The organism is Streptomyces sp. NBC_01232, assembly GCF_035989885.1.
Taxonomy (GTDB): Bacteria; Actinomycetota; Actinomycetes; order Streptomycetales; family Streptomycetaceae; genus Streptomyces.
The window spans coordinates 334,354-360,401 of record NZ_CP108518.1; the positions used below are offsets into that span (position 1 = coordinate 334,354).

The 26,048-nt window shown below is 72.1% G+C and carries 24 protein-coding genes and 2 pseudogenes; 10 read left to right on the forward strand and 16 right to left on the reverse strand.

Annotation, left to right across the window (positions count from 1 at the left end; all coding sequences use genetic code 11):
• Positions 1-55: 55 nt before the first annotated feature.
• The 6 genes and pseudogenes from OG444_RS40710 to OG444_RS01675 form a co-directional block, all read left to right on the forward strand.
• A pseudogene (locus OG444_RS40710) lies at positions 56-253 on the forward strand (cytidine deaminase); the annotation flags it as partial.
• Between the two features lie 129 nt (positions 254-382).
• Positions 383-1,315, forward strand: a complete 933-nt coding sequence (gene hemC, locus OG444_RS01655) for a hydroxymethylbilane synthase (RefSeq protein ID WP_327260347.1) — start codon at positions 383-385, stop codon at positions 1,313-1,315.
• A gap of 318 nt (positions 1,316-1,633) precedes the next feature.
• A complete protein-coding gene (locus OG444_RS01660; RefSeq protein WP_327260348.1) occupies positions 1,634-2,704 on the forward strand; it encodes a helix-turn-helix domain-containing protein in 1,071 nt (356 codons plus the stop codon).
• A gap of 195 nt (positions 2,705-2,899) precedes the next feature.
• Complete coding sequence (locus OG444_RS01665; RefSeq protein WP_327260349.1) at positions 2,900-3,271, forward strand: DUF805 domain-containing protein; 372 nt, start codon at positions 2,900-2,902, stop codon at positions 3,269-3,271.
• A 110-nt stretch (positions 3,272-3,381) separates the two neighbouring features.
• Positions 3,382-3,837, forward strand: coding sequence for a hypothetical protein (locus OG444_RS01670; protein ID WP_327260350.1), 456 nt, complete (start codon positions 3,382-3,384; stop codon positions 3,835-3,837).
• A 256-nt stretch (positions 3,838-4,093) separates the two neighbouring features.
• The gene (locus OG444_RS01675; RefSeq protein WP_327260351.1) at positions 4,094-4,603 is read left to right on the forward strand and encodes a hypothetical protein; all 510 of its coding nucleotides are present in this window, start codon (positions 4,094-4,096) and stop codon (positions 4,601-4,603) included.
• Here OG444_RS01675 and OG444_RS01680 read toward each other — a convergent pair.
• The 5 genes from OG444_RS01680 to OG444_RS01700 form a co-directional block, all read right to left on the reverse strand.
• Positions 4,569-4,811, reverse strand: coding sequence for a hypothetical protein (locus OG444_RS01680; RefSeq protein ID WP_327260352.1), 243 nt, complete (start codon positions 4,809-4,811; stop codon positions 4,569-4,571). The two genes, OG444_RS01675 and OG444_RS01680, sit on opposite strands and share 35 nt — an antisense overlap.
• Before the next feature lie 49 nt (positions 4,812-4,860).
• Positions 4,861-5,778, reverse strand: coding sequence for an SDR family oxidoreductase (locus OG444_RS01685; protein ID WP_327260353.1), 918 nt, complete (start codon positions 5,776-5,778; stop codon positions 4,861-4,863).
• On the reverse strand, positions 5,775-6,401 hold the full coding sequence (locus OG444_RS01690; protein ID WP_327260354.1) for a TetR/AcrR family transcriptional regulator: 627 nt from the start codon (positions 6,399-6,401) through the stop codon (positions 5,775-5,777). Before OG444_RS01690 ends, OG444_RS01685 begins: the two co-directional genes overlap by 4 nt.
• The gene (locus OG444_RS01695) at positions 6,365-6,859 is read right to left on the reverse strand and encodes an alpha/beta fold hydrolase (RefSeq protein WP_442810444.1); all 495 of its coding nucleotides are present in this window, start codon (positions 6,857-6,859) and stop codon (positions 6,365-6,367) included. The genes OG444_RS01690 and OG444_RS01695 overlap by 37 nt, the downstream gene beginning before the upstream one ends.
• A 72-nt stretch (positions 6,860-6,931) precedes the next feature.
• A complete protein-coding gene (locus OG444_RS01700) occupies positions 6,932-7,720 on the reverse strand; it encodes an SDR family NAD(P)-dependent oxidoreductase (protein WP_327266628.1) in 789 nt (262 codons plus the stop codon).
• A gap of 190 nt (positions 7,721-7,910) precedes the next feature.
• On the opposite strand from OG444_RS01700, the gene OG444_RS01705 reads away from it, so the two are divergent.
• Positions 7,911-8,474, forward strand: coding sequence for a hypothetical protein (locus OG444_RS01705; RefSeq protein ID WP_327260355.1), 564 nt, complete (start codon positions 7,911-7,913; stop codon positions 8,472-8,474).
• Positions 8,475-8,601: 127 nt separating this feature from the next.
• On the forward strand, positions 8,602-8,919 hold the full coding sequence (locus OG444_RS01710; RefSeq protein WP_327260356.1) for a hypothetical protein: 318 nt from the start codon (positions 8,602-8,604) through the stop codon (positions 8,917-8,919).
• 87 nt (positions 8,920-9,006) lie between these two features.
• Here OG444_RS01710 and OG444_RS01715 read toward each other — a convergent pair whose 3' ends face one another.
• From OG444_RS01715 to OG444_RS01740, 6 genes are all read right to left on the reverse strand, one after another.
• Complete coding sequence (locus OG444_RS01715; RefSeq protein WP_327260357.1) at positions 9,007-9,375, reverse strand: hypothetical protein; 369 nt, start codon at positions 9,373-9,375, stop codon at positions 9,007-9,009.
• 59 nt (positions 9,376-9,434) lie between these two features.
• The gene (gene rox / locus OG444_RS01720) at positions 9,435-10,925 is read right to left on the reverse strand and encodes a rifampin monooxygenase (RefSeq protein WP_327260358.1); all 1,491 of its coding nucleotides are present in this window, start codon (positions 10,923-10,925) and stop codon (positions 9,435-9,437) included.
• Positions 10,926-11,088: 163 nt separating this feature from the next.
• Positions 11,089-11,997, reverse strand: coding sequence for a hypothetical protein (locus OG444_RS01725; RefSeq protein WP_327260359.1), 909 nt, complete (start codon positions 11,995-11,997; stop codon positions 11,089-11,091).
• A gap of 157 nt (positions 11,998-12,154) precedes the next feature.
• Complete coding sequence (locus OG444_RS01730) at positions 12,155-13,726, reverse strand: S8 family peptidase (RefSeq protein ID WP_327260360.1); 1,572 nt, start codon at positions 13,724-13,726, stop codon at positions 12,155-12,157.
• 843 nt (positions 13,727-14,569) lie between these two features.
• On the reverse strand, positions 14,570-15,289 hold the full coding sequence (locus OG444_RS01735; RefSeq protein WP_327260361.1) for an RICIN domain-containing protein: 720 nt from the start codon (positions 15,287-15,289) through the stop codon (positions 14,570-14,572).
• Positions 15,286-15,750 (reverse strand): hypothetical protein, encoded by a 465-nt coding sequence (locus OG444_RS01740; protein ID WP_327260362.1) that lies wholly within the window; start codon positions 15,748-15,750, stop codon positions 15,286-15,288. Before OG444_RS01740 ends, OG444_RS01735 begins: the two co-directional genes overlap by 4 nt.
• 155 nt (positions 15,751-15,905) lie before the next feature.
• Between OG444_RS01740 and OG444_RS01745 the strand changes: the two genes are divergently transcribed.
• Entirely contained in the window at positions 15,906-16,754 is an 849-nt protein-coding gene (locus OG444_RS01745) for an aldo/keto reductase (protein WP_327260363.1), read from the forward strand.
• Here the strand turns inward: OG444_RS01745 and OG444_RS01750 are convergent.
• The gene (locus OG444_RS01750; protein ID WP_327260364.1) at positions 16,751-17,278 is read right to left on the reverse strand and encodes a VOC family protein; all 528 of its coding nucleotides are present in this window, start codon (positions 17,276-17,278) and stop codon (positions 16,751-16,753) included. The genes OG444_RS01745 and OG444_RS01750 overlap by 4 nt on opposite strands.
• A 236-nt stretch (positions 17,279-17,514) precedes the next feature.
• Here OG444_RS01750 and OG444_RS01755 point away from each other — a divergent pair, with 236 nt between their 5' ends.
• The gene (locus OG444_RS01755) at positions 17,515-18,240 is read left to right on the forward strand and encodes an intradiol ring-cleavage dioxygenase (RefSeq protein ID WP_327260365.1); all 726 of its coding nucleotides are present in this window, start codon (positions 17,515-17,517) and stop codon (positions 18,238-18,240) included.
• Between the two features lie 3 nt (positions 18,241-18,243).
• Here the strand turns inward: OG444_RS01755 and OG444_RS01760 are convergent, their stop codons facing one another.
• From OG444_RS01760 to OG444_RS01775, 4 genes and pseudogenes are all read right to left on the reverse strand, one after another.
• The gene (locus OG444_RS01760; RefSeq protein ID WP_327260366.1) at positions 18,244-18,798 is read right to left on the reverse strand and encodes a YbaK/EbsC family protein; all 555 of its coding nucleotides are present in this window, start codon (positions 18,796-18,798) and stop codon (positions 18,244-18,246) included.
• Between the two features lie 280 nt (positions 18,799-19,078).
• Positions 19,079-19,330 (reverse strand): annotated as a pseudogene (locus OG444_RS01765) (putative glycolipid-binding domain-containing protein); the annotation flags it as partial.
• A 31-nt stretch (positions 19,331-19,361) separates the two neighbouring features.
• Complete coding sequence (locus OG444_RS01770) at positions 19,362-21,785, reverse strand: SpoIIE family protein phosphatase (protein ID WP_405786880.1); 2,424 nt, start codon at positions 21,783-21,785, stop codon at positions 19,362-19,364.
• 112 nt (positions 21,786-21,897) lie between these two features.
• On the reverse strand, positions 21,898-25,926 hold the full coding sequence (locus OG444_RS01775) for a HAMP domain-containing protein (protein ID WP_327260367.1): 4,029 nt from the start codon (positions 25,924-25,926) through the stop codon (positions 21,898-21,900).
• Positions 25,927-26,048: the final 122 nt, after the last annotated feature.

The window sequence follows — 26,048 nt, forward strand, 5'->3', positions numbered from 1 at the left end:
TCCTCGCCACGGATCGCCGAAGACCACACCGCCTCATCCAGTCGACCATGAACTCATCCGGGCCGCGACGGCCGGATCGCCACCAGGGTAAGCAGCCGACGCCTGCCCTTCACAGGTGGGACCCCGGCGCCGGTCTGGTCCGCATCGGCGGCGGCCGCCGGCCTGGCGAGGCCATGGGGCGGACACGATCGTCGCCGTGGGTGACCGCGAGCGGGGAACGGTCCCGCCGTGCGGACGGTGCCGGCAGCTGCTTCGCCGTGACGGCTGCCGCGACGGCGCGTCTCGAACAACCTACCGAGGCATCAACTTCCGTACCCGTCAAAGGTGATGGCCTCGCGCGCCTGATTCTCACCGCCGGCGCCCGGGGGCGTATCGTGCCCGCATGCCCGCTGATCTGATTCGCATCGTCTCCCGCGATTCGCCGATGGCCCTCGCCCAGGTGGAGCGCGTGCGCGCCGAACTCGCCGCGCTCCACCCGGGGATCGAGACCACCGTCCTGCCGGTGAAGACCACCGGCGACAAGTGGATGGGAGACCTCTCACAGGTCGAGGGCAAGGGCGCCTTCACCAAGGAGGTCGACGCCGCGATCCTCGCCGGGGAGGCCGACCTCGCCGTGCACTGCGTCAAGGACATTCCGGCCGACCGTCCGCTGCCCGCCGGGACCGCCTTCGCCGCCTTTCTCGAGCGCGACGACATCCGCGACGCCCTGATCCACCCGGCCGGGCTCAGCCTCGCAGAGCTCCCGCCCGGCACCCGCATCGGGACCTCGTCGGTGCGCCGGGTCGCCCAACTCGCCGCCGCGTATCCGCACCTGGAGTGCGTGCCGATGCGCGGCAACGCCAACCGGCGTCTGGAGAAGCTCGCCGCCGGCGAGGCGGACGCCCTCCTCCTCGCCGTTGCCGGCCTCCACCGCATCGGCCGCGCGGACGTCATCACACAGGTCCTCCCGGTCGACACGCTCATGCCGCCCATCGGTGCCGGGGTCCTCGCGCTCCAGTGCAGGGAGGACGACACCGCGCTCATCGACACCGTCAGCGCCCTCGGCCACCCCGACACGCACCGCGAGACGCTCGCCGAGCGGATGCTCCTCCATGTCCTCCAAGGCCACTGCAACAGCCCGATCGCGGGGTACGCACGGGCTGAACGCGGAGGGGATCTCTCCCTGCGCGCCTGCGTGTTCTCACCGGACGGCAAGGAGGTCCTGAACGCCCACGAGTGGGCGGGCCGCCTCGACCCGGCCACCCTCGGCACGTCCGTCGCCGTCGCCCTCCTCCGGCAGGGTGCCCGGGAGCTCATCGACAGCATTCCGCACTGACCCCACCCACCCAGCCCGCGGTCCGCGACCGCGCCGGACTCGCGCCTCGGATCGCGCTGCCCAGACCCCCGTCCGAGGCAGTGCGGTCCGGCGCGGTCCGGCGCGACCGCCGGTGCGGTGCGTCCGATGGGCTGGCCGACCCCGCACCGCGAGAACGATCACCACGCTAGGGCCGCGCAAACCGCTTGCCCCGGGGCCGCTCACGCCAGCCGGGGGACCGTGCGCGCCACGAGGGGACCCGGCACGCCGAGTTGGGGACATCCGGCGCCAAAACACATGGATGACCTGGTATTTCGGGCTGGTCTATGCTCAACCCCTGTGATCTCGCAAGCACACCGGGGGACCACGTCCTCCGCCCTCACCCGTCTGAGCGTCAACGCGGCGCAGAGGTTCGGCATACCCGCGCACGGATACGCGCACCTGCTGGGCCTGGCGCCCGAGCACCTGAACGACGATCTGTGCCGGACCCCCGCGGCCACGGGCATCCGCATCGCGGAACTGACGACCGTCCACGCCTCCTGGACCGATCTGTCCGCCCTGCTGACGGACCAGTCGGGCATCGGCGCCCTGGGCGTGTGGGACTACCTGGTCACCTCCGCGCCCACTCCGCTCGAGGGAATCCGGGACGCCGCCGCCCATCTCGCCATCGTCGCCGACCCCGGCACGGACACGATGCGGATCACCGAGGACGGCGAGCAGGTCGTCATCAGCCACGTCAACGAGGCCGATCTCACCTACGAGGCCGCCTGCGCCATCCGTGCCTACGCGCTCGGCCTGTACCAACGGCGCCTGAGCGAAGCCGCGCAGCGCCGCCTCGTTCCCCTCCGCGTCACGCTCGCCGCCAAGGCTCCCCGCAGGCACGACGCCCTGGTCGAGCTCTACGGCACCCGCGCCATCGACTTCGAGGCCCCGGCCACCACCATCACCTTCCTCGCCTCCGACCTGACCGCGCCGACACCGCACACGCAGCCGGGCCTGTCGGCCGTGCTCCGAAGACATGCCGAGCAGAGCCTCGCCGCCGCCATTCCCCTGCACAACTGGCTGGACCTCTTCCGCACGGCACTGGCCTCCTTGTACGACGAGACCGTTCCGACGCTGGCCGCGGTGGCACGCCGCATGGCCGTCAGCACGAGAACCCTCCAGCGCCGGCTCGACGAGCACGACACCACGTGGAGCACAGAGGTGGAGGGCGCACGACGGGACCACATCACACACCTGCTCCACGGCACCGATCTCAGCATCGACGCGATCGCCACGCGCAGCGGCTACGCCGACGCGCGCGCTCTGCGCAGAGCGGTCCAGCGCTGGTACGGCACCACGCCCGCCGCCCTGCGCAGGACGGGCCGGCTGCCGAACGATCCGCCCGTCCCCGGTGCTCCGCCGAGGTGACTCGGTACGGTCGCACGCTTCCCCCGCTCGCGGCGGGCCCACGGAGCCCGGACCTGCCCGGACCTCTTCGTGTCGACCTGCGTCATCACGGCCGCGGAGGGCTCCGCGCGGCGTTTGACGCGGACATGCAGGACCGTCTACGTTCCGACACCTGGCCGGCTCCGCTCGAGACAAGGCCCCCTCTCCACCGATCCCTTGGGGGAACCCGTGCACTACTACACCGATGTCCTCAAGAAGTACGCGGTCTTCAGTGGCCGGGCCACACGACGTGAATACTGGATGTTCACGCTGATCGACACCGTGTTCCTGATCGCCCTGATCCTCCTGGACTCGTACCTCGGCACCACCGTCCCCGAGTCGGTCTACGCCCTCGCCGTGCTTCTGCCCACCATCGGGGTGTCCGTCCGCCGTCTGCACGACACGGGCCGCTCCGGTTGGTGGATCGTCGTCGCTCTCGTCCCGCTCATAGGGGCCTTCTGGCTCCTGTGGGTCATGACGATCCCCAGCTCCACGGACGAGTCCTATGGCCCCTACCCCGGCACCGCCGACCCGCTGCCGGCGCACTGACGCGGCCGCGACGGCTGCCGCGGGGCTCGGGACATCTGCGCCGGCCGACGGCGCCCGCCCGGTGCCGATACCGATGCCGATGCCGATGCCGATGCGGCATCATCTGGATCATGACGCACCCCTCCCTGCCGACCACCGAGTCGGCCGTCGCCGCGATACGAGCCATCGCCGAGGAGTACCGGCTGGCCATGGACGTCACCGACGACATCGGCGCCGACCAGACGTCACGGCGGACCTCCGCGGCCCTGTTCACCGTCCTCGACCCGGACGGATCGCTGCCCCACGAGGCATTCGTCGAGCTGGGCGGGAGCCCGGCCGTCACCGTGCGGCTCTTCCCCGAGGACGATGCGAACATCACCGTGGACGGGGTGGAGTTCCACGACGTCCCCCGGGACGCCGTCCCCGCCTTCCTCAGGTCCGTACACAGCGGGCTGGCCTTCGTGAAGGGGCGCTTCTTCCCGCCGGGCCACTGGCTCTCGGTCCCCCTGCCCGGCGACGAGACGTACCGCGAACTCATCCCGGGCGTCGCGCTCAGTCCCTGGCTCTCCGGCCGCGTCCGCAGCTAGGCCGTCTCTTTCGGATCTTGCTCCCCCAGCTACCGCTGGGAGGTGCCCCCAGGCCCGCGTTGCCCGGCACCGCACCTCGCTGTGTTGTCGGGGCTCCCGAGTACGTCCAGTACGCGGGGAGCTCCTCCGCCTTGCGATGCACGGCACCGGACAACGCGGGCTCGGCCGACAAGATCCGAAAGAGACGGCCTGGCGCGTGTCCCGCGGCCCCGGGACCGGTTCCTTCCGTGCGCCGCTCCGTGCCACCCTGCTGGGCATGAATGCTTCCGACACGACCGTCATGGCTCACGAAGTGCACCACCGGTGGCGCGCCCGGGAGGCACCCGACGGGGACTTCATCATGTTCTCCGACGGTTCCCTGTCGGTGATGGACCTGCTACGCCTCTCCCCACCCGATCGCCTCGACGACGTACGGGCCGAGCGATGGCAGTGGAACGAGCTGCTGCGGGCGACCGAGTGGAGTGCCTCCAACTGGGTGGAGGTCGCCACCGTGCTCTGCTCGCACGCTCATGCCGGAAGCCGCGCCCTGGCGGGAGAGTCGGCTGATCACGGAAGCATCGGCTGGGTCGCCCTGACCCGGGACGATGACGAGGGCACCCTGGAATGGATCGCCACCTCCAACTGGTCGAACCCGTTCTCCGAGGTCACCTTGGATGAGACCACCGTGACCGCCGTCAGCACCGCGGGCCGTATCTGGACCTTCCCCCGGAACGCACCTCAACAGGTCAGGATCACCGAGGATCCCGCCCACCCGTGGCGTGGCTGACGCCGGTACCGGCCGGTCTGCCGAGGCGGGACGCGATGCGGAACCGCATCTCGCCCGCAGCCCTGCGGACCTCCTCCGGCAGCGCGTCGTGGTCGAGCAGGCCGAGGAGGACCCTCAAGGCCCTGGCCTCGTCCCCGCTGATCAGCTTCAACCGCGGCTCCGTCACACCGTCGAGCAGCACGTCCAGTACGTCCAGCACGTCATCCATTACGTCATCCATGCCGTCATCAACACCCGACGCCCCTGCGGGGTCACTCTCAGAGCGGATCGCCGAGGGGGCCGTACTCCTCCTCGAGGTTCCTGGCCCAGTGCGCGGCGAAGTCCGGCCGGCTGCCGTCGGCGTCCGTGAATCCGTATTCCTTGTGGAGATCCCAGGTGGCCAGCGCCCGGCCCGTCCTGGCGATGACGTCCGGGTCGGCCGCCAGAGCCACGACCGCCCGGCCCAGGTAGGCGGGGGTCTCGGAGTGGGCGAAGTTCGGGTCCTCGGCCGCGCCGTCCCGCCAATTGGCCTCGGTGACGCCGAAGTGCTCCAGCAGCGCCTCCGAGCGCAGGAACCCCGGTGTGAGGGAGACGGCCGCGACGCCGTGCGGCTTGAGCTCGGCGGCCTGTGCGACGGCGAGGCGGATCACCGCCGATTTCGCCAGGTCGTAGAAGAACGAGCCGCGGTAGCGGGCGGTGTTGCCGTCCGTGACCTCCACGACCAGGCCGCGCTTGCGGGCGACCATCAGCGGCAGCGCGTACCGGCTGGTGATCACGTGGGTTTCCACCGCCTGCCGCAGGAGGCGCAGGCCCTGGTCCAGGTCCTGCTCCCACAGCGGGTGTTCCCAGTCGGTGAGCGGGTCGCCGCCCCAGACGGAGTTGACGAGGACGTCGAGCCGGCCGTCCTGCTCGGCCGAGATCCGCGCCACCAGGGCCCGGACCTCCTCCGGGCGGCTGTGGTCGGTGCGGACCGCGATGCCCAGGCCTCCGGCGGCGGTGATCCTCTCGGCCGTCTCCTCGATGGTCTCGGGGCGGTCGAGGTCGGAGCGCCGGGTTCCGCTGCTGCGGCCGGTCACGTAGACCGTCGCGCCGGCGGCTCCGAGCTCGACGGCGATTCCCCGTCCGCCGCCCCGGGTACCGCCCGCGACGAGCGCCACCGCGCCGGCCAGTTGCCGTGTCCGCTGCGTCTTTGTCATGTCGTCTCCAGGTCGTCCGACGGGTTCGGAGGGAAGGCGGTGGCGTGCGGGGCCAGCACGGCGTCGAGTCCGTGGCGGACGCGCTCGACGAGGGTGCCCCGGCGGTCGAGCGCCCAGACGAGACCCGCGCCCGAGGTGACGGCCTGCACGGTTGCCGTGAGCGTCTCGACGTCCGTCGCGGCCTTGAGCTCTCCGGAGGACACGGCTTCCGCCAACAGCGTCCCGATTGCCCGGTGCTGGGCCCGGTGCACGGCCAGGGCCCGCTCGTGGAGCTCCGGGTCCGTCAGGTCCATGCACAGGAACGCCAGATGGTTGGCGAAGGTCTCCGGCGTGACCATCGGAGCCATCCACTGCGCGATCAGCGCGGTCAGGGCGCCCAGCGCCGCGTCCTGTCCCTCGCGCACCCGGCCCGGCAGCGCGTCCACGTCCCGTACGGACTGATCTGCGAGCGCCAGCATCAGGCCCCGCTTGGAGCCGAACCGCTGCACGAGCGTTCCGGGCACCAGACCGACCTGGCGGGCCACCGCCGCCAGCGTGAGCCCGGAAGGACCCACCTGCCCCATCACCTCGGCCGCCGCGCGCAGGATCACCAGGTCTTCCACCCCGCGGGGACGTCCGGCCACAGACACTCCTCATTAATAAATGATTGTTCATTTATTAAAGCAGCCGACCCGTCCCGACGTAAAGCCGGCGCCCGGCCGTACGCGGGGCCCTTACGGGTCAGGCTGCGGGCCTGCGCCTGCTGGGTACGCACCACTGCGATGGTGAGCCCATCGTTCGCCAGGTCGCGACGCGCCTCCTCGGGCAGCCCCTTGCCGAGCGGGGCGTACACGTGGCGGAGCAGCCCGAGGCGCGCGAGCAGCAGGTTGACCGCGATGACCACGCGCTCCGCACGGCGGAACAGCGGACGGAAGAGCAGATCGGCGCCCTCGTCGATGGGGTCCACCAGCACCAGGCCGCGGATCCGGTCCCGGCGCCCGGCCGCGACGAGGCGGACGAGCGGGCCGCCCGCACTGCGGCCGACCAGCACGAACGGTCCGGGCCCGAAGCGGTCCAGCAGGTCCTCCAGGTCGTCCGCCATGCGGCGCATCGTCCGGGAGCCGGGATCGGCGGGGCTCAGGCCGAGTCCGGACCCGCCTTGCGCGGCGGGCTACTACGGAAGGATCGAGTCCACGTAGCCCCCGTCCACCCGCAGTGCTCCGCCCGTGGTGGCCGAGGCGTACGGCGACGCCAGATAGACCACCATGTGGGCGATCTCCTCCGGTTCGATCAACCGCTGGATCAGCGACTGGGGACGGTGCGCGCGCATGAATGCCCGCTGCGCCTCGTCCCAGGGCAGGTCCCGGTCGACCAGTTCGTAGACGAAGTCCTCGATCCCGCCGGTGTGCGTCGGTCCGGCGATGACCGAGTTCACGGTCACGCCGGTGCCGGCCGCCTCCTTGGCGAAGCCCCGGGACACCGCGAGCAGGGCGGTCTTGGACATGCCGTAGTGGATCATCTCCGCGGGGATGACCACCGCCGAGTCGCTGGCGATGTTCTGGACGCGGCCCCAGGAACGCTCCACCATGCCGGGGAGGTACTGCCGTGTCGTCCGGACCGCGGTGAGCACGTTCGTCTCGAAGTACCGCCGCCATTCCTCGTCCTCGATCTCCAGCGCCGGTGCGGCTCCGAAGATTCCGAGGTTGTTGACGAGGATGTCGACGTGCGGGACCGCGTCGAAGACCGCCCGCGCCCCTTCGTCCGTCGTGATGTCGCCGGGCGCCGCAATGAACTCACCCCCCGCGGCGCCGAGCGACCCGAGCGCCGCCTCCACCGATTCCCGGCTTCGGCCGTTGACCGCGACCCGGGCGCCCGCGCCCGCCAGCGCGGCCGCGATGGCCGCGCCGATGCCCTGCGTGGAGCCGGTGACCAGTGCTGTCCTGCCGGAGAGGTCGATCAGCACGCCGATACCTGCCTCGTCTGCCGCCGCGCGGCCCGTCGGGTCCGTTGTCCTGGTCACCGGTTCCCCGTGACAGCGGTTTCCTCACCCGGAACCCAGGATGTGGAACGCGTCGGACGGCCGGCGCACCCGGACGGCGCGCTGCCCGCCCGCCTCCGGGGCGCAGCCATCGGCCGGCCCTACGGTGGACGGCATGGCCCCTGACGAGACGCCCCCGGCCGGGTCCCCCGGCGGCGCCGCCCCCGGACCGGCCGCCGAGCAGGCCTTCGATCGCGATCCTCGGTTCGCCGCAGCGCAGCTGAAGGAGCGTCTGTACGCGACCATCACCATGATCTCGGTGGTGATCGGGCTCGCGGGCTCCGATCACACCAGCGCCGGGGGAGCCGCCGCGACCGTACTGACCACCGCGGTGGGCCTCTGGCTGGCCGCGCTGGTCGCGGACCAGCAGGCCCACCGCGTGGTCCACGGCCGCCTGGCCACCGGCCGCGAGCTGCGCCGCATGCTGTCCGTAAGCAGCCCTCTGCTGCTGTCCGCCGCGGGACCGCTGGCCCTGATCGGTGCGGCGGCGCTGGGAGCGATGGCGGTGGACACGGCTCTCCTGGTGTCGGCCGGGGTGAGCGTCGCCGGGCTGTTCACCTGGGGCTGGTACGGCGGCATCCGTATGGGCGGCGGCACCGGCCTGGCGCTCCTGGCGGGCGCCCTGGACGCGGCCATCGGCACCGCGGTCGCGCTGGTGAAGGCGGCAGCCGGACACTGACCCGATCCTGTGGGTGCCCCCGCCGCCGGCCCTCCCGTACGGCCGACCGGGGCGCGGGGACGCGCGAACCCGGGACGCGCCGTAGCGTGGAAGCATCAGATCACTCCGCGGTGAGGGGCGATGCGCCATGACCTGGGCTTCGTGGACGACGACAGGAGTCTTCGCTGGACGTGGCGGAGTACGCACCGAGGAGGCGGGGGTCCTCAATGGAGACCTGACCGTGCACACCACCTGGTCGGCTCCGGAGGCCCATGTGGCCGTGCAGTACAGCGGCGGCTCGGACTGGTTCACCGTGGCCGGCAGTCCGGTGCGCTGCGAGTCCGAGGAGGGCAGCCGCCTCCTGCACCAGGCCGTGGTGGACGCCGTACGCGCCGGTGGGGCCGCCTCGGTCCCTCACGACCTGCCGGCTGAGGCCCACCGGTTCCCGCGCGCCCCGGCACCCTGACTGATCGCTTCGCCTCGGCGAGCCGGACCGCGTCGGCGTCGGTCGGGGAGCGCGGCCGGCCGGCGGTGTCGTGCATGGGGCGTGGGGTCAGGCGAGCTCGATCGTGACGATGCCGTGCACGACGAAGGCCGTCACGGCGCCCACCAGCAGCGTGAGGCGGGCGGCCGAGAGCCACAGCGCGAAGCGCCTCGAGCGGTCGGACCGGGCGCGTGGGTGCAGGGTCGCCGTCACGGCCAGGGACGAGATCAGCAGGAGGGCGGTCGCGAAGATGGCGAGGGCCGTGGGTGACGTGGGCCCCGTGGCGGGACCGTAGTCCTCCGTGAGCCCGGGCAGCAGGAGGCCCGCGGCGCACAGCCCGAAGGACACCATGAGGGTGGCCAGGGAGTCGCAGGCGAGGACGACGGCCCGGCCGACGGACGGCCGGCGGACCGGACGCGGCCTCTGGTTCACCACCATGTGTCTCTCCGGGGAACGTCGGGTGGTGCGGGGTGGTCCTCCACCCCGCACCCCGCACTCTACGAACCGTCAGTGCCGGTCGCCGCGGCGGGTTCAGGCGCTGCAGTGGCTGCGCCTGTGCCTGTGCCTGTGGCGGCGCCGAACCACTGGGGCAACCGGCCGAGCAGTTCCTGCTGATCGTCACCGGCCCACGCCACGTGGCCGTCCGGCCGCAGCAGGACCGCGGGCACGTCCAGTTCCTCGCTGACGTCGACGACGTGGTCGACGCGGTCCGCCCAGCCCGCCACCGAAAGCCGGCCCGTCTGGTCGAGCAGCAGACCGCGGCCGCCGCGCATCAACGCGTAGAGGCGTCCCTGCTTCAACGCCACGTCCCGCATCCGGCGGCCGAGCAGTTCGTGGCCCTCACCGAAGTCGTATCGGACCGCGATGGCGGTGATCTTCTCGATCAGGTACCGGTTCACCTCCTCGAAGTCCAGCAGCTCGGACATCAGCCGGCGCAGCGCCCGCGGGCCGGGCTCCGTCGACATCAGCTCCATCTGGGCACGGGTGTTGTCCAGCACGTCGGCGGCCACCGGGTGCCGTTCGGCGTGGTAGCTGTCCAGCAGCCCCTCGGGGGCCCAGCCGCGCACGTGGGCGGCCAGTTTCCAGCCGAGGTTGAACGCGTCCTGAATGCCGAGGTTGAGGCCCTGCCCGCCGGTCGGCGGGTGGATGTGCGCCGCGTCACCGGCCAGCAGCACCCGGCCGACCCGGTAGCGCTCGGCCAGGCGGGTTGCATCGCCGAAGCGGGACAGCCTGCGCGGTGAGTGCACGCCGAAGTCGGTGCCGGCGAACTTGCGCAGCTGCTGCTTGAAGTCGTCGAGGGTCGGCGGGACCGTGCGGTCCTCGGCCACGCCCTCGGCGGGCACGACGACGCGGTACACCCCGTCCCCGAGGGGGCCCGCACCGAACCGCTTCTGGGTCCTGCGGACCTCGTCCACCACGGCGGCCAGCGTCTGCGGGTCCGCGGTCAGCTCCATCTCTCCCAGGAGCGTCTCGACCCTGGAGGGCTCGCCGGGGAAGGCGACGCCGAGCAGCTTGCGCACCCTGCTGCGGCCTCCGTCGCAGCCGACGAGGTGGCGCGAGCGCAGCCGCGTACCGTCGGCCAGCTCGACGCTCACCCCGTCCTCGTCCTGGCTCACCCCGACCAGTTCGCAGCCGCGCCTGATCTCGGCGCCGAGCCCGGTGGCGTGCTCGGACAGCAGGCGGTCGGTGATGGTCTGCGGGATGCCGAGGACGTACGAATGGGCCGTGTCCAGCCGGTCGGGCCACGAGGTGCCGAGGCCGGCGAAGAAGCCTCCGACCCGGTACTGCCGGCCGTGTTCCAGGAATCGGTCCAGCAGACCTCGCTGGGCCATCACCTCGATGCTGCGCACGTGCAGGCCGAGCGCACGGACGTGCTGCGTCGGTTCCGCTTCCTTCTCCAGCACGAGGACGTGGACACCGTGCAGGCGCAATTCGCCGGCCAGCATCAAGCCGGTCGGTCCACCGCCGGCAATGATCACGTCAATCATCGGAATCCCCCATTCGGCAGCCTGCGTTGTGCCGGCCGGTCCCGGCAGGTGCCGGCTTGGACGGGAGAGTCTGCAGCACACCGGGGGCCTTGCCGCAAGGCCCCCGGTCCGCTATATCTTGAGAGTGGCAAGGGGTGGTTCACCTCCTTGCCTCTTCTTTTTGTCAGCCAGGAGATCCGCTCGCGTCGGGCACGCTCAGTACGTGCCACTGGCGCACGGAGCGCCTGCTGCGCAGATAGAGGTGCCGGCCCCGGCCGACGGGGCGGGCGTATCGGTGCACGGGATCGCCGTTCGGCCAGCTCAGCTCGCCCCGCCCCACGATCGTCGCGCCGTCGTCGGTCTGCCGCAGGAGGTGGAGCGCGCGCCGGTGCGTGTGGGCCGCCCCCGGCTCGCAGCCCCCGAGCAGGAGCAGACGGTCGTCCCGTACGGCGAGACCGCGCGGGTCGGACACGGGCAGCATCCGGAAGCGGAAGGGCTCGCCGGGCCGTATCTCGACGAGCGACCGTCCGGGCCGGTAGGCGGCCCGCACGACCGAGTCAGTGACGTTCATGGCACTGATCCCGGCAAACAGGTGGTGGGGTTCCGGGGGCCGGAAGTCCCACAGCTGGTTTCCCCTGTCGTTCCATCGGATCAGGCCGCCCGCGCTGACGGGGTCCCCGAAGACGCCTTCGTCGGCGTAGCCGGTCCAGAGGTGGGACCGGCCGTCCGCCAGCAGGTCCAGCAGATGGGAACCGAGGGCGAACCGGCGCCGGGGACGGCCGTCCGGTCCGAAGACCTGGCCGTTGCGTTCGCCCGGTCTGCCGGAGCCGGCCACGACGAACCCGTCCCGGGGAAGGGCGTCGATGCGGGCCGGGGCCCCGGTCACCCCGTGCAGGGGCCGCTCCAGGATCCGGCTCCCGTCGCCGATCACGACGAGAGCCTCGTAGGGCACGCCCAGGAGTTCGGGAACGCGGGCGTCGTGGCAGATCAACCAGAGGGCCCTCCCCCACGCGTCGACCGTGGAGGCCAGGACCTTCCGTTCGTCGTACTGCCGAGGCAACAGTGCGTGGGGACGCAGTGCCGCCTTCGTCAAGAACATCACCTCGCGGGCGAAGGAACAGAGCTCCCCATGGTCACACAGTCCGCCGCGTCACCCCTTGCAGAACGGAGCGGGGGCGACCGCCCTGTGGTCGCCCCCGCCTGTTCATCGCGGCTCAGAAGTCACGCGCGTCCCGCACCGTTCCGGACGGTCAGAACTGCAGCGCCCAGGAGTCGATCTTGCCGGTGTCGATGTTCGCGTTGTCGTTGACCCGGAGCTTCCACACTCCGTTGGCGACCTCGGAGGAGGCGTTCACGGTGAAGCTCTTGATGATGTTGTCCGCGCTGCCGCCGGTACGGTTGTGCAGGGTGTAGACGGTGCCGTCGGGCGCGACCAGGTCGACCTTGAGGTCACCGATGTACGTGTGCTTGATGTCGACCGCGACGCTCAGCGCCGCCGGGGCGTTGCCGGTGACACCGCTGACGGTGACGGGCGACTCGACGGTGGAGTTGTCGTTGATCGCGTAGTCCGCGGCGTTCTCGAAGCGCTTGCCGGGCGGAACGGTCCCGCCGTCACCGACGTTGAGCAGCAGGTTCGGGGATCCTGTGCCGGGGCCGGTCACCACGTTCGGGGTCGCTGCCGCCACCAGGGCGTCGCGGACCTGGGCCGGGGTGCTCGAGGTGTTCTGCGAGAGGTACAGCGCCGCCGCGCCGACCACGTGCGGGGTGGCCATCGAGGTGCCGGAGATGGTGTTGGTGGCGGTGTCGCCGGTGCCCCAGGAGGAGGTGATGGAGGATCCCGGCGCGAAGATGTCCAGCACGGTGCCGTAGTTGGAGTAGCTCGCCTTGGCGTCGGTGTTCGTGGTGGCGCCGACCGTGATGGCCTCGGCCACGCGCGCCGGGGACTTCGTCGAGGCGTTCGTGGATTCGTTGCCCGCGGCGACGCCGTAGGTGATGCCGGAGGCTATGGAGTTGCGGACGGCCGTGTCGAGCGCGGAGTCCGCGCCGCCGCCGAGCGACATGTTGGCGACGGCCGGCTTGACGGCGTTGCGGGTCACCCAGTCGATGCCCGCGACGACCTGGGCGGTCGTGCCGGAGCCGTTGTTGTCGAGGACGCGGACGCCGACGATCTTGGCCTTCTTGGCCACGCCGTAGGCGCCGCCCGCGACGGTGCCGGCGACGTGCGTGCCGTGGCCGTGGCCGTCCTGGGCGGTGTTGTCGTTGTCGATGGCGTCGTAGCCGTAGGAGGCGCGGCTGCCGAAGTCCTGGTGGGTGATGCGGACGCCGGTGTCGATGATGTAGGCGGTGACGCCCTCGCCGGCCTTGTCCGGGTAGGTGTAGCTCTGGTTCAGCGGCAGCGCACGCTGGTCGATGCGGTCCAGGCCCCAGGACGGCGGGTTGGGCTGGGTGGCGTCGACGGTGAAGACACGGTTCTGCACGACCGACTTGACCGCCGGGTCGGCGGCGAGCTTCCTGGCCTGCGCCTCGGAGACCTCTACGGAGTAGCCGTTGAGGGCCGCGCTGTAGGTCTTGTCGATCTTCGCGCCGTACCGCTTCGCGACGGCCTTGCCGCTGTCGGCGGTGGACCGGGCTGCGGAGTCTTCGAGGGTCACGATGTAGCTGCCGGAGATGGTCCCGGCGGCGCCGGCGTTCTCGATCACGCCCTGCGCGCCGCTGTCGGCCGCGGAGGCGGGTAACGCGGCGGCCGCGCCGAGCGCGAGGGCCACGACGGCGGTCGCGCTGATGCCGGCGATCTTCCGGCGGGTGTGACGCATCACGGACATGTGGGGGGTCCTCCTCATAGGTGGTGCACTGCGGGGATGAGGCAGAGTCCGATGGCCATGTTCATGACAACGTGTCCAACAGGCTGCCGCCCCCGAAAGGTTGACCCACCCCCCGCTCACCCACAAGAGGTCAACGGACGCGTAACATCCTTGCCATGCCCCGGCCATGAATCAGCAAAGACGCCCCGCACATGACGCGGGCACGGCCGCGGCGGACCCCCCGGCGCCGGTGTGCCCGCCGCCGCGAGGACGGCTCCTGGGTACGACGGGGTTCACGGCGGCCCGAAGGACCTCGATTTCACGCCGGACCCGACTCGGCACCGCATCCGGCCGCCTGGTCGGACTCCTTGCAGTGCTACGGGTCCGTGCCGCGGCTGCCTGGAACGTTCTCGGCGCCCCCGGCGGAGGGGCATGCTCCAATGGGTCCGCCGGTGCGGCGGGTTCACGCCAAGCCGGACCTCCCGGGCCGGCCCTGTCGTTTCGCGGACCGGTAAGCGCAGGCTCCTGCGGAACCACCCCCGAGGCCGGATCCGGAGCGGCTCGTGGCGGGCGGCACCGCAGCGGGGTGGCATCCGTGGAGGCACATCGGGCGCGGGCCGGGCCGAGTTGTGAAATTTTCGTGCACGGGCCGGTCCCCGGCCCGGCGCAGGCTCCTGGGGGTGCTGCGGGCACCCGTCCCCCTAGGTCGTCTCTTTCGGATCTTGCCGGGCCCGCGTCGCCCGGCACCGCACCTCGCCGCGTTGTCGGAGCACCGCAGTACGTCCAGTACAACGGCGCTCCTCCGCCTTGCGATGCACGGCACCGGACGACGCGGGCCGACCGACAAGATCCGAAAGAGACGACCTAAGGGGCGAGGTGCCACCACTGGTCGTCGTACTGCTCGCCGCAGGAGGTCTGTGCCGCCGGGCGGGCCGGCTCGCGGCCCTGCACCACCAGGCACTTGGCGTTGACCGCGTTGCGGAGCACGAAGTACTCGGCCCGCTCGCCCGTCCCCCACATCAGTTCCCAGTGCTGGTTGTCCCCGCGCCGGCCGGTGCACGCGTGCTGGCGGGCGGGCGAGTGGTTCTCGTTGCCCGCCACGGCCAGGCATCGGCCGCTGTCCGCGTTGCGCAGGGTGCGGGTGGTGCCGCCGTCCTCCTGCAGTGCGAGCGTCCAGGTCCGGTCGGCGGCCCCGGTGCACGTGTCCTGCACCGGCACCAGGCCGTCCCCGGGCCCGGGCACCCGTAGGCACAGCCCGCTGCCGCGGTTGATCAGCCGCCCGGTGAGCGCCGACGGATCCGGCCCGGCCGTGCCCGGGGTGGTGCCCGGGGGCGTGGCCGAACTCGTGCCCGGCGTCGTGGCCGTGCTCCCGGCGGGCGGGGCGACCGACTCGGTGCCCCGGTCACCGCCCACCCGGACGGCGATCACGGTCGCCACGCACACCAGCGCGACCGCGCAGGCAGACAGGATGCCGACGCGGTGCTCGTGGACGTTGACCTGCAGGTTTCCGCTGCCGCGCTGCACCCCGGCCGCACCGTGGAAGGCGTCCCCACGGCGGTCGTCATCGGGCCCGGACCCGGTCACGGGCGGGAGTCGAACCGGTTCACCTGGACGTTGCCGTCCCCGGACTGGACCGCCGCCGGACCGAGGAAGACGTTCCGCGCGACTCCCCCGGCGGCCGGGCGCACCGCATCCCCGGCCTCGGCGAGCAGGGCCCGGAGTTCCGCCGCGACCGCGGCCCGTTCGACCGGTTCCAGCTGCTCCAGCAGGTCCTCGGTACGGGTTCGCCAAGCCGCGCCGTGTCTCGCCCGCTCCTCGCCCCCGTCGCCCACCGGGCCGCCGGGGTCCTGTTCCGTTTCTGCCGCCGACAGTTCGGCCGCGGTCCGGTCCAGTCGCTCCAGCTGGACGGTCTCCTGCTGCCGGTCCCCTCGGCCGAGCAGCCGGGCCAGCCGGTTCCGCAGAGCCAGCCAGGCGTCCGTACCGGCGGCCTGTACGACGCCCGATCCGACCGAAGCCGCCAGCGCGACCATCGCCTCGTCCAGCATGGGTCCCCCTTCGCCCGTCGCCCTCCCCCGGGCGCGGCCTCCACGGTAGCCCCGCCCGCCGCAGCCGCGACAGCCGTACGGGCTGCAGAACCGGCCGAGTTGGGGGCCGGTGGCGGAGACGGGCCGGGTATCGTCGCGCCGACGAGGGGAATCTGATGACTTCACATACGCCTGCCGTGGCCCGGACCCTTTCCATCGGCGGTGAATACCCGGTGCCCCGGCTCGGGTTCGGTGCCATGCGGCTGCCGACCGGCTCGGGAGCCGAGAGGGACGGCGCGATCGCGGTGGCCCGCCGCGCCGTCGAGCTGGGGGTCGGCCTGATCGACACCGCGCACCTCTACGGATGGGGCGCCAACGAAGAGCTCCTCGCCGAGGCCCTCCACCCCTATCCGGACGACCTGCTGATCACCACCAAGGTCGGGGTCGTCCGGAGCGACGGCCCCGAGGGCTGGGCCTACGACGCACGGCCGGACAGCCTGCGCGAGCAGGTCGAGCACGGACTGCGCCGGCTCCGTACGGAACGGATCGGCCTGCTCCAACTGCACCGGATCGACCCGAAGGTGCCCGTGGCGGAGCAGGTGGGTGCGCTCCGTGAACTCCAGCAGGAGGGCAAGATCGGGCACATCGGGTTGTCCGAGGTCAGCGCCTCAGAGCTCGCCGAGGCCCGGCGGACCGCGGAGATCGCGAGCGTGCAGAACCGGTACAACCTGCTGGACCGGGAGTACGAGCCCGTCTTGGAGGCCTGCGAGGCCGCCGGGATCGCCTTCCTTCCGTGGCGCCCCGTCGCCGCCGCCACGCCCGGCCGGGCCGGGGAACTCGATGCCGTCGCCTCCGAACTCGGTGCCACGACTCCCCAGCTCCTGCTCGCCTGGCTGCTCGCCCGCTCCCCGGTCGTGGTGCCGATTCCCGGTACGGCCTCGCTCGCCCACCTCGAGGAGAACGTCGCCGCGGCGGACCTCCGGTTGAGCCCCGCGCAGCGTCGGAGCCTCGACGGCCTGGCTTAGGGGGTGCCGGGGCGCTGCGGGGTGCTGGCGAATCCCGTTGGCCGGCCGCTGAGTTCGGCGTCGAGGGTCTGCTGGGCCGTGCGCATCGATGCGGCGTACTTGGGCTCCGCCATGCGCCGCCAGGCCTCGTCCGGTGCGACCTCCTCGACCCGGCTCGTCACCCACCAGATGTTGCCGAACGGGTCCCTCACCCGGCCCCCGCGGTCTCCCCACGCGCTGTCGACGGCCTCGGTGACCACCCGGGCCCCATGAGCGACGGCAGCGGCCATGGCGGCGTCCGCGTCGGGCACGTAGACCCGCAGCATGGCGGGCATCACCGGCCAGTCGGGCCGCCGGTCGAAGGCCAGTACGACCGTGTCGCCGACGCGGATCTCGCCGTGGCCGATGCTGCCGTCCTCGACCTCCACCCTGGCGATCTCCTCGCCGTCGAAGGCGGCGGTGATGAAGTCGAGCAGGGCGCCGGTGTCGTCGGTGACGACCCACGGTGCGACGCTCGTGTAGCCCTCGGGGGCAAAGCGGTCCATCGGCTTCGTCCTCTCCTGTCGCTCCTGATGACGTGACGTGACATCACCACCGTAGGCAGGAACGAGGTCAGGTCCTGTCCTCGTTCGGATGCGGATCCACGACGTGTCGCCGGAGTGCCGTCCGCCCGCCCCGGTGTGTCGGTGGTGGCCGGGACGCCTTCCGTCCGGCACGGTGGGCGCGGTCGGTGGCCGTCGCGTCCCGTGCGGCGGTCGTGAAGCGCGCGGGAGAGGTTCGCATGACCGAGAACGGCAGTTCCCCGACCAGCCGACGCGCCCTGCTGCTGGCTGCCGGATCGGCCGGGGTCGCGGCACTGACGGCGGCCTGTTCCGGCGCGGCAGGGACGCGAGGGGCGGCCGGGCAGCCGTCCGCGCCCTCGTCGCGCGCCGCGTCTGCGCCTGCGTCGCCGTCGCCCGGCGCCAGCGCTCCCGCCTGCGTCCTCGCCGTGAAGGCGGGGGCCGGACCGTACTACCTCGACCTGGACCGGGTCCGCTCGGACATCACGGAGGGCCGCAAGGGCGTGCCGTTCCGGCTGGACCTCACCGTCGTCCGGGTCTCCGCGGGCTGCCGGCCGGTCGCCGACGCTGCCGTCGACATCTGGCACGCCGACGCCGCGGGCGACTACTCCACCGGCGGGGACACCTTCCTGCGCGGCACCCAGGTCACCGACGGCGCCGGCCGCAGTACGTTCCGCACGATCGTGCCCGGCTGGTACGCGGGGCTGGCGCCGCACATCCACTTCAAGGTGCGTCCCGACAGCCGGACCGAGACGACCTCGCAGTTCTTCTTCCCCGAGGACCTCCTGCTGCAGGCGTACGCGCGCCCGCCGTACTCCGAGCGCCGGGTGCCGAAGCACCCCAACGCCCGCGACAGCCGCTACCGTGCCGCCGGAGCCGCGATGACGCTGCCCCTGGTCCCCGACGGGGCCGGCTACCGCGCCGCGTACACCGTGGGAATCGGCTGAGGGTCAGAGCGCGAGGCCCTCGATGACCTCGGCGCCGGGGAGCTCCGCGAACAGTTTGCCGGGGGCGATGAGCTTGCCGCGGCGGCGGCCGCTGCCCACGAGCACGTACGGCATGTCGGCGACCGCCGCGTCCACCAGCAGCGGCCAGCCGTCCGGCAGACCCAGCGGGGTGATGCCCCCGTACTCCATGCCCGTCCGTTCCACGGCCGTCTCCATCGGCGCGAAGGACACCTTGCGCGCGCCCAGGTGCCGGCGGACTGCTCCGTTGACGTCGATCCGGCCGGCCGAGGGCACGAGGCAGGCGGCGAGGGTGACCTCGCCGCCGCGCTTGGCGGCGACCACCACGCAGTTCGCCGACTGGCCGAGCAGCTCCTGCCCGTAGTGCGCGACGAAGGCGCTCGTGTCGGCGATCTCGGGGTCGGTGTCCACGTAGAGGATCTGTTCGGCGGGCACGTCCCCGGCCCGGCCTCCAACGGCTCCGGCCACGGGCGGGACGAGATCCGCCAGGCAGTCGGGAGCCGGCACCGCGTTGTCGAAGGGCCCGATGGGAGCGCGCATGCCCGCACGCTAACACGGCCGGCCCAGCGGCCCGGGAGCCGTCCTTGCGCTCCGTCAGCGGGCGAGCGCAATGGCCAGTTCCGGGTAGTCGAGGACCATTCCCCGCTCGTCGAACTCGATGTCGCTGCGGAAGTCGCCGGACGAAAAACGGACACGCGCGCCGCGGCGTCCGGCGCGGGCGTCGTGCGGGTCGTGCGCATCTCGTGGGCCGCGCAGGTCGGCACAGCCCCAGGTCGCAGTCGAGCGCGCCGTCGAGGTCGGGACGGTGCGTACCGTCGACGCTCCAGCGGCCCGCGTCGTTGCGCAGGTCCAGGCTCAGGGTCCGCCCGCCGAGGTCCGCGGTGACCCGGAGCCGGGACGTCACGAAGTCGTCGCCGGTGTCGAGCCCGTACGTCACCCAGTAGGGCTCGGGCACCAGCCCGACGGCCCGCCCGCGTGCGGCGAGCCGGCGTCCCGTGAGCTCGGCCCAGGCGGTCGCGTACCCCTCGCAGGGGAGGACCTCCCAGGTCCGGACGAGGCGTGTGGTGATCACGCACCAGAGACTAGGCCGTCGCCCCGCCCACTCAGCCGACCTGGATTCCGATCACGCAGGTGTCGTCGTCCGTGTCGGACCGGCTCTCGGTGAGGAGGCGGTCCAGCCGCTGGTCCAGGTCTCCGGCGCAGGCGGCCGCCGCGTTCACGAGGTGGCCGAGGGAGTCCTGCACCGAGGAGTCCCGCCGCTCCACCAGGCCGTCCGTGAACATCAGGAGGGTGTCCTCCGGTTCGAGGCGCACCTCCCGCTCGGCGTAGGTGACTTCGGGGATCGCACCCAGGAGCAGGCCCTCGATGAGCGGGAAGGCCTCGGCCTCGCCGCCGCGGACGAGTACGGGCGGCAGGTGCCCGGCGCGGGCCCAGCGCATCACCCTGGTGGTGGGGTCGAAGAGTCCGCAGACCGCGGTGGCGGTGACGTGCTTGGCGAGGTGGTGGGTCACCGTGTTGAGCCAGGACAGCAGCTGGGCGGGGCCCGCTCCGGTCACGGCGAGTCCGCGCAGGGCGTTGCGCAGGACGACCATGCCGGTGGCGGCCTCGATGCCGTGCCCGGCGACGTCTCCGACGGACAGCATGATCAGCCCGGAGGGCAGGACCACGGTGTCGTACCAGTCGCCGCCGACGAGCGACTCGGTCTCCGCGGGCCGGTAGCGGACGGCGACGCGCAGCCCGGGGGCCTCGATGGCCGGCGGGGTGGGCGGCATGATGGCGTGCTGGAGCTGCAGGGCGAGGCGGTTGCGCTCGGCGGACTCGGCCTCGCTGTGGGCGAGTTGGTCCCGGGTCGCGGCGAGGGCGACCTCGGTCCAGTGCTGTGCGGAGATGTCCTGGTAGGCGCCGCGGACGGCATGCAGGCGCTGGTCGGCGTCGAGGACGGGCTCGGCGACGACGCGGACGTGGCGGGTGATCCCGTCGGACCTCCGCAGGCGGAGGTTGACGGATGCCGGACGGCGGTAGCGCAGTACGGCCCGCAGGAAGCGGCCCAGGGCGGCGGAGTCGTCGGGGTGAGCGTAGTCGGGCAGTTCCCGCAGGTGTACGGGTGGCGCGGTGGCGGGCAGTCCGTGCAGCGCGTACAGCTGCGCGTTCCAGGTGGTCTCGCCGGTGACGAGGTTCTCCTCGAAGCCTCCGATCCGGCCGAGCCGCTGGGCGTGCTGGAGGAGGTCGGCCAGTCGCGCGGTCTCGTCCTCGACGCGCCAGATCAGCAGGACGGCCGCGCCGTGCCGGCTGACGCTGATGTCCGCGACGGAGGTGAGGGGGATCTGGTCGACCAGCGCGGTCAGGCTCATGCGTTCGGCGCGGAAGGGCTCGCCGGTCGCGTGGACGCGCTCGACGATGTCGAACAGCCCTCTCTCGCCGGCCGCCATCGGGTAGGCCTCCAGCAGCAGCGCGCCGTTCACGTCGCCGCGCTGCCGCCCGGCGGGATCGACGAAGCGGCTGCTGGCGTGGCGGATGCGGAAGTCGGTGAGCCGGCCGTCGGTGTCGAGCACGGGGGTGAGGACCACGGCGGGATCGTGGAGGCCCTCGGAGAGGTCGATCAGCTCGGCGACGTCCGGGAGCACCGCTTCGGGGGTGCCGCGCCCGCCCGGCGGTGCGGCGTCCATGGTGCGGGCGCACAGTTCGGCGAGGGCCTCGACCTGGCGCTCGATCTGCGGGGGCTGCGGCGCGAGCGGCTGCGGCCAGCAGATTTCGAGGACGCCGTGGATCCGGCCGCCGGTCCCGGCGGGTACGGCCATCCGCCCGCCGTCGGGCCACTGGAGGTGGCCGATCGAGGGAAGCCCCTCGCGGCTGAGGCGGGCGAGCGCGACCAGGCGGCGCTCGCGCAGTGCGAGGCGGGCGACGGTGGAGACACCCGGGGGTACGTGGCGCCAGCGCGCGGCCTCCCCGGGCGCGAACCCGGCGTGCCCGGCGAGGGCCAGGGAGCCGTCGGGGGCCGCGCTCCACACGGCGACGGCGACCGCACCCAGGGGGCCCAGGGCGTTCGTGAGGAGGGACTCGGCCACCGCCTGGGTGTCCGCGGCCGCGGCCAGTACCCCGCTCTCGGCGGTGCGCAGCCGTACCGCGACGGCGGTGGACCGCTCGGCCGGTTCCGGTGTGCCGGTGCGCCGGGCGAACTCGGCGGCGACCTCGCTGACGTGGTCGCGGGCCGCCTGGTTGACGATGTCGGCGGCGAGTTCGAGCGGGGGCAGCCCGGTCTCGCGGGACAGCTCGTCGAGCTGCCGGGCCGCCGCGGCGGGGGTGCAGTTCAGCTGCCCGATCAGGATGCCCTTGGCCAGTTCGACCAGGGCCCTGCCGTCGGCGGCGGCGTGTGCCTCCCGCACTTCGCGGCGCAGCCGTTCGACGGTGGCGACCAGGCGTCCGAGCGGTGTGGGGGCCTGGTGCGGAATGGCGTTGCGGCATGGCTCCCCGACCACCGCTCCCGGTGTCCGGGCATCGTCGTGCTGCTGTGTGTCGGGGGTACTCACCGTACTGCCGGCTCCTTGGTGGGACGGTCGGGGTGGCCCTGCTGAACGGGCTGCGGGGCTCCCGACCGTACAGGCGGTGCGAGCGGGGCGGCAGGGGCAGGAGGGATGGCGGTCATCCGGTGAGCCAGTGCCGGACACGGGCGATGAGGTCGTCGGCGTCGACCGGCTTCGTCACGTAGTCGCTGGCCCCCGCTGCGAGACTCTTCTCCCGGTCCCCCGGCATGGCCTTGGCGGTGACGGCGATGATGGGCAGCCCCGAGTAGGCCGGCATTCGCCGGATCTCGGCGGTCGCCGCATAGCCGTCGAGTTCCGGCATCATCACGTCCATCAGGATCAGGTCCACGCCCTCGTTGCGGGTGAGCGTGTCGATGCCCTTGCGTCCGTCCTCCGCGTGGAGGACGCGCACACCGTGCAGTTCGAGCACACCGCTGAGGGCGTACAGGTTGCGCGCGTCGTCGTCGACGACGAGGACGGTGCGTCCGAGCAGGCCGTCGTCGAGCACCGGGGTCACGGTCTGCTGCCCCTCCGCCCCCTCGTGGACGAGCGGAAGGACGTCTCCCGGCTGGTCGGCGGACAGGTGCAGCACGATGCGTTCCCGGAGCTCGTCCAGGCTGGACAGCAGCTCCAGGTGGCGTGACACGGACCGCTCCCGCAATGCCTGTTCCTGTCCCGACTTCCAGCGGGGGTTGTTGTGCGCGAGCACCGGCAGGGAGGACAGGGCCGGGTCTCCGTCGAGTGCGTCGAGGAAGCGCAGGGCTTCGCCGTCGGGCATGTCGAGTTCGAGGACGACGCAGTGGAAGGAGTCCGCCGCCAGGGCGGCGGCGGCATCCCGCGAGCTCGTGGCGTTGACGACCTGGATTCCGCCGTGGTCCCCGCCCGACCGGTGGCGGGGGGCGAAGTCCCGGTCGGCGCTCTCGGCGACGAGGGAGAGGAGGCCGTTGGGCCGTTCCTCGATCACCAGGAGGCGGCGGGCCTGCCGCTGGGGCGGGACGGCGGCCGTGGCCGCGCCCCCGGACGGCTCGGCGGCCGCGGTGGTGGCCGCCGTGTACGGGGCCTGCGCGGGGGCGTCGGGAAGGCGCTCGCCCTCGTAGTCCGCGCGGCTGACCGGCAGGTAGAGGGTGAAGGTGCTGCCCTGCCCCTGGGTGCTCTCCGCGGTGACGGCGCCGCCGAGGAGCTGGGCGATCTCGCGGCTGATGGAGAGTCCGAGGCCGGTGCCGCCGTACTTGCGGCTGGTGGTGCCGTCGGCCTGCTGGAACGCGCCGAAGACGGACTCCAGCTGCTGGTCGGGGATGCCGATGCCGGTGTCCCGTACCCGGAAGGCCAGCATGGGCCCGCGGCCCTGGAGCCCGGCGGGGAGCTCGGGGGCGGTGGCGGGTTCGATGCGGAGTTCGACGCCGCCGCGCTCGGTGAACTTGACGGCGTTGGAGAGCAGGTTGCGCAGGACCTGCCGCAGGCGTGAGTCGTCGGTGAGCAGGTCGGCCGGGGCGTCGGGGGCGGTGGTGACGGTGAAGTCGAGGCTCTTCTGCGTGGTCATCGGGCGGAAGGTGGCGTCGACGTACTCGAGCAGCTGCGGCAGATGCACCCGCTCGGGGTTGAGGTCCATCTTTCCGGCTTCGACCTTCGACAGGTCGAGGATGTCGTTGATCAGCTGGAGGAGGTCCGAGCCCGCCGAGTGGATGATGCCCGCGTACTCGACCTGCTTCGGGCTGAGGTTGCGCGTCGGGTTCTGGGCGAGCAACTGGGCCAGGATGAGCAGGCTGTTGAGCGGGGTGCGCAGCTCGTGGCTCATGTTGGCCAGGAACTCGGACTTGTAGGTGGAGGCCAGCGACAGCTGCTGGGCGCGGGTCTCCAGTTCCTGCCGGGCCTGCTCGATCTCCAGGTTCTTGGCCTCGATGTCCCGGTTCTGGCTGGCGAGGAGGGCGGCCTTCTCCTCCAGTTCCGCGTTGGAGCGCTGGAGTTCCTCCTGCTGGACCTGGAGTTCCTCCGAGCGTGCCTGGAGTTCGCCGGTGAGCCGCTGGGACTCGCCGAGGAGCTCGTCGGTGCGGGCGTTGGCGACGATCGTGTTGACGTTGGCGCCGATGGTCTCCATCAGCTGGCCGAGGAAGTCCCGGTGCACGGGTGTGAAGGCGGAGAAGGAGGCGAGCTCGATCACGCCGAGGACCTGGTCCTCCACCACGATCGGCAGGATGATCAGGCTGCCCGGGGTGGTGTGGCCGAGCCCGGAGGAGATGACGTAGCCGCTGGGGACCTGGTCGGTGGCGATGATGCGGTGGCTGCGTGCGGCCTGTCCGACCAGGGATTCGCCGAGGGCGAAGCCGGTGCCCTCGCCCGCTCCGGCGGGACGGCCGTACGAGCCGACCAGGGTGAGTACGGTGCCGTGGGGGCTGTCCTCGGCGAGGTAGAAGGCGCCGTACTGGGCGGCGACGAGCGGCGTCAGTTCGTCCATGACGAGCTCGGCGACGGCGGCGAGGTCCCGGTGGCCCTGCATCAGGCCCGAGATGCGGGCGAGGTTGGACTTGAGCCAGTCCTGCTCCTGGTTGGCCCGCGTGCTCTCGCGCAGCGAACCCACCATCGAGTTGATGTTGTCCTTGAGTTCGGCGACCTCGCCGGAGGCGTCGACGGTGATGGACCGGGTCAGGTCGCCTTCGGCGACGGCGCTGGCGACCTCGGCGATGGCCCGGACCTGGCGGGTCAGGTTGCCGGCCAGCTCGTTGACGTTCTCGGTCAGGCGCTTCCACGTGCCGGAGACGCCCTCGACCTCGGCCTGGCCGCCGAGCCGGCCCTCGCTGCCGACCTCGCGGGCGACGCGGGTGACCTCGGCGGCGAAGGCGGAGAGCTGGTCGACCATCGTGTTGATGGTGGTCTTGAGCTCGAGGATCTCCCCGCGGGCGTCCACGTCGATCTTCTTGGACAGGTCGCCGTTGGCGACGGCCGTCGTGACGAGGGCGATGTTGCGGACCTGGCCGGTGAGGTTGTTCGCCATCGAGTTGACGTTGTCGGTGAGGTCCTTCCAGGTGCCCGCGACATGGGGAACCTGTGCCTGCCCGCCCAGCCTGCCCTCGGTGCCGACCTCGCGGGCCACCCGGGTCACCTCGTCGGCGAACGCGGAGAGCGTGTCCACCATCGTGTTGATGACTCCGGCCAGCGCGGCGACCTCGCCCTTGGCCTCGACCATGATCTTCTGCGAGAGGTCGCCGCGGGCGACGGCGGTGGCGACCTGGGCGATGGAGCGCACCTGCCCCGTCAGGTTGGACGCCATGACGTTGACGTTGTCGGTGAGGTCCTTCCAGGTGCCGGAGACCCCACGGACCGTGGCCTGGCCGCCGAGGTTGCCCTCGGTGCCGACCTCACGGGCCACCCGGGTCACCTCGTCGGCGAAGGCCGAGAGCTGGTCGACCATCGTGTTGATGGTCTCCTTCAGCTCCAGGATCTCCCCGCGCGCGTCCACCCGGATCTTCTGTGTCAGATCCCCCTGGGCCACCGCCGTGGTGACCTCCGCGATCGAACGCACCTGGGCCGTCAGGTTGTCGGCCATGACGTTGACCGACTCCGTCAGGTCCTTCCAGGTTCCGGAGACACCCTTGACGTCCGCCTGGCCGCCGAGTCTGCCCTCGGTGCCGACCTCACGGGCGACGCGGGTGACCTCCCCGGCGAAGGCGGAGAGCTGGTCGACCATCGTGTTGATGGTCTCCTTCAGCTCCAGGATCTCTCCGCGCGCGGTGACGGTGATCTTCTGCGAGAGGTCGCCCTTGGCCACAGCCGTCGCGACCTGCGCGATGGAACGCACCTGGGCGGTGAGGTTTCCGGCCATGAAATTGACCGAATCCGTGAGGTCCAGCCAGGCTCCCCCGACCCCGGGTACGTCCGCCTGACCGCCGAGCGTGCCCTCGGTGCCCACTTCGCGGGCCACCCGCGTCACCTCGGACGTGAACAGGGACAGCTGGTCGGCCATCCCGTTGAAGACCGTGGCGATCTCGCCGAGCAGTCCGTCCGCCGTGTCGGGCAGCCGGGTACGGAAGTCCCCGTCCCGTACGGCCGTCAGGCCGGCCAGCAGTTGGCGCAGTTCCGATTCGCCGATCCTGTCCTCGCCGGGAAGTGCGGGCGAACCGCCCAACGCCTCCGTGCCCGTCCGCTCAGCCATCCGCCAACCTCACTCTAGACATCGACCGTGCCGGTACACGGGACAGGACGCGGCGCGTATGCGCACCGGACGCCCTGGCCCGGCCGGGGGATCCGCCACCGACATACGACCAGTGATGAAGG

Coding starts and splice junctions, on each gene's coding strand:
- hemC (WP_327260347.1), top strand. CDS start 383: ATGCCCGCTGATCTGATTCGCATCGTCTCCCGCGATTCGCCGATGGCC.
- OG444_RS01670 (WP_327260350.1), top strand. CDS start 3,382: ATGACGCACCCCTCCCTGCCGACCACCGAGTCGGCCGTCGCCGCGATA.
- OG444_RS01675 (WP_327260351.1), top strand. CDS start 4,094: ATGAATGCTTCCGACACGACCGTCATGGCTCACGAAGTGCACCACCGG.
- OG444_RS01680 (WP_327260352.1), bottom strand. CDS start 4,811: ATGGATGACGTGCTGGACGTACTGGACGTGCTGCTCGACGGTGTGACG.
- OG444_RS01685 (WP_327260353.1), bottom strand. CDS start 5,778: ATGACAAAGACGCAGCGGACACGGCAACTGGCCGGCGCGGTGGCGCTC.
- OG444_RS01695 (WP_442810444.1), bottom strand. CDS start 6,859: ATGGCGGACGACCTGGAGGACCTGCTGGACCGCTTCGGGCCCGGACCG.
- OG444_RS01705 (WP_327260355.1), top strand. CDS start 7,911: ATGGCCCCTGACGAGACGCCCCCGGCCGGGTCCCCCGGCGGCGCCGCC.
- OG444_RS01710 (WP_327260356.1), top strand. CDS start 8,602: ATGACCTGGGCTTCGTGGACGACGACAGGAGTCTTCGCTGGACGTGGC.
- OG444_RS01715 (WP_327260357.1), bottom strand. CDS start 9,375: ATGGTGGTGAACCAGAGGCCGCGTCCGGTCCGCCGGCCGTCCGTCGGC.
- rox (WP_327260358.1), bottom strand. CDS start 10,925: ATGATTGACGTGATCATTGCCGGCGGTGGACCGACCGGCTTGATGCTG.
- OG444_RS01730 (WP_327260360.1), bottom strand. CDS start 13,726: ATGTCCGTGATGCGTCACACCCGCCGGAAGATCGCCGGCATCAGCGCG.
- OG444_RS01740 (WP_327260362.1), bottom strand. CDS start 15,750: ATGCTGGACGAGGCGATGGTCGCGCTGGCGGCTTCGGTCGGATCGGGC.
- OG444_RS01745 (WP_327260363.1), top strand. CDS start 15,906: ATGACTTCACATACGCCTGCCGTGGCCCGGACCCTTTCCATCGGCGGT.
- OG444_RS01750 (WP_327260364.1), bottom strand. CDS start 17,278: ATGGACCGCTTTGCCCCCGAGGGCTACACGAGCGTCGCACCGTGGGTC.
- OG444_RS01755 (WP_327260365.1), top strand. CDS start 17,515: ATGACCGAGAACGGCAGTTCCCCGACCAGCCGACGCGCCCTGCTGCTG.
- OG444_RS01760 (WP_327260366.1), bottom strand. CDS start 18,798: ATGCGCGCTCCCATCGGGCCCTTCGACAACGCGGTGCCGGCTCCCGAC.
- OG444_RS01775 (WP_327260367.1), bottom strand. CDS start 25,926: ATGGCTGAGCGGACGGGCACGGAGGCGTTGGGCGGTTCGCCCGCACTT.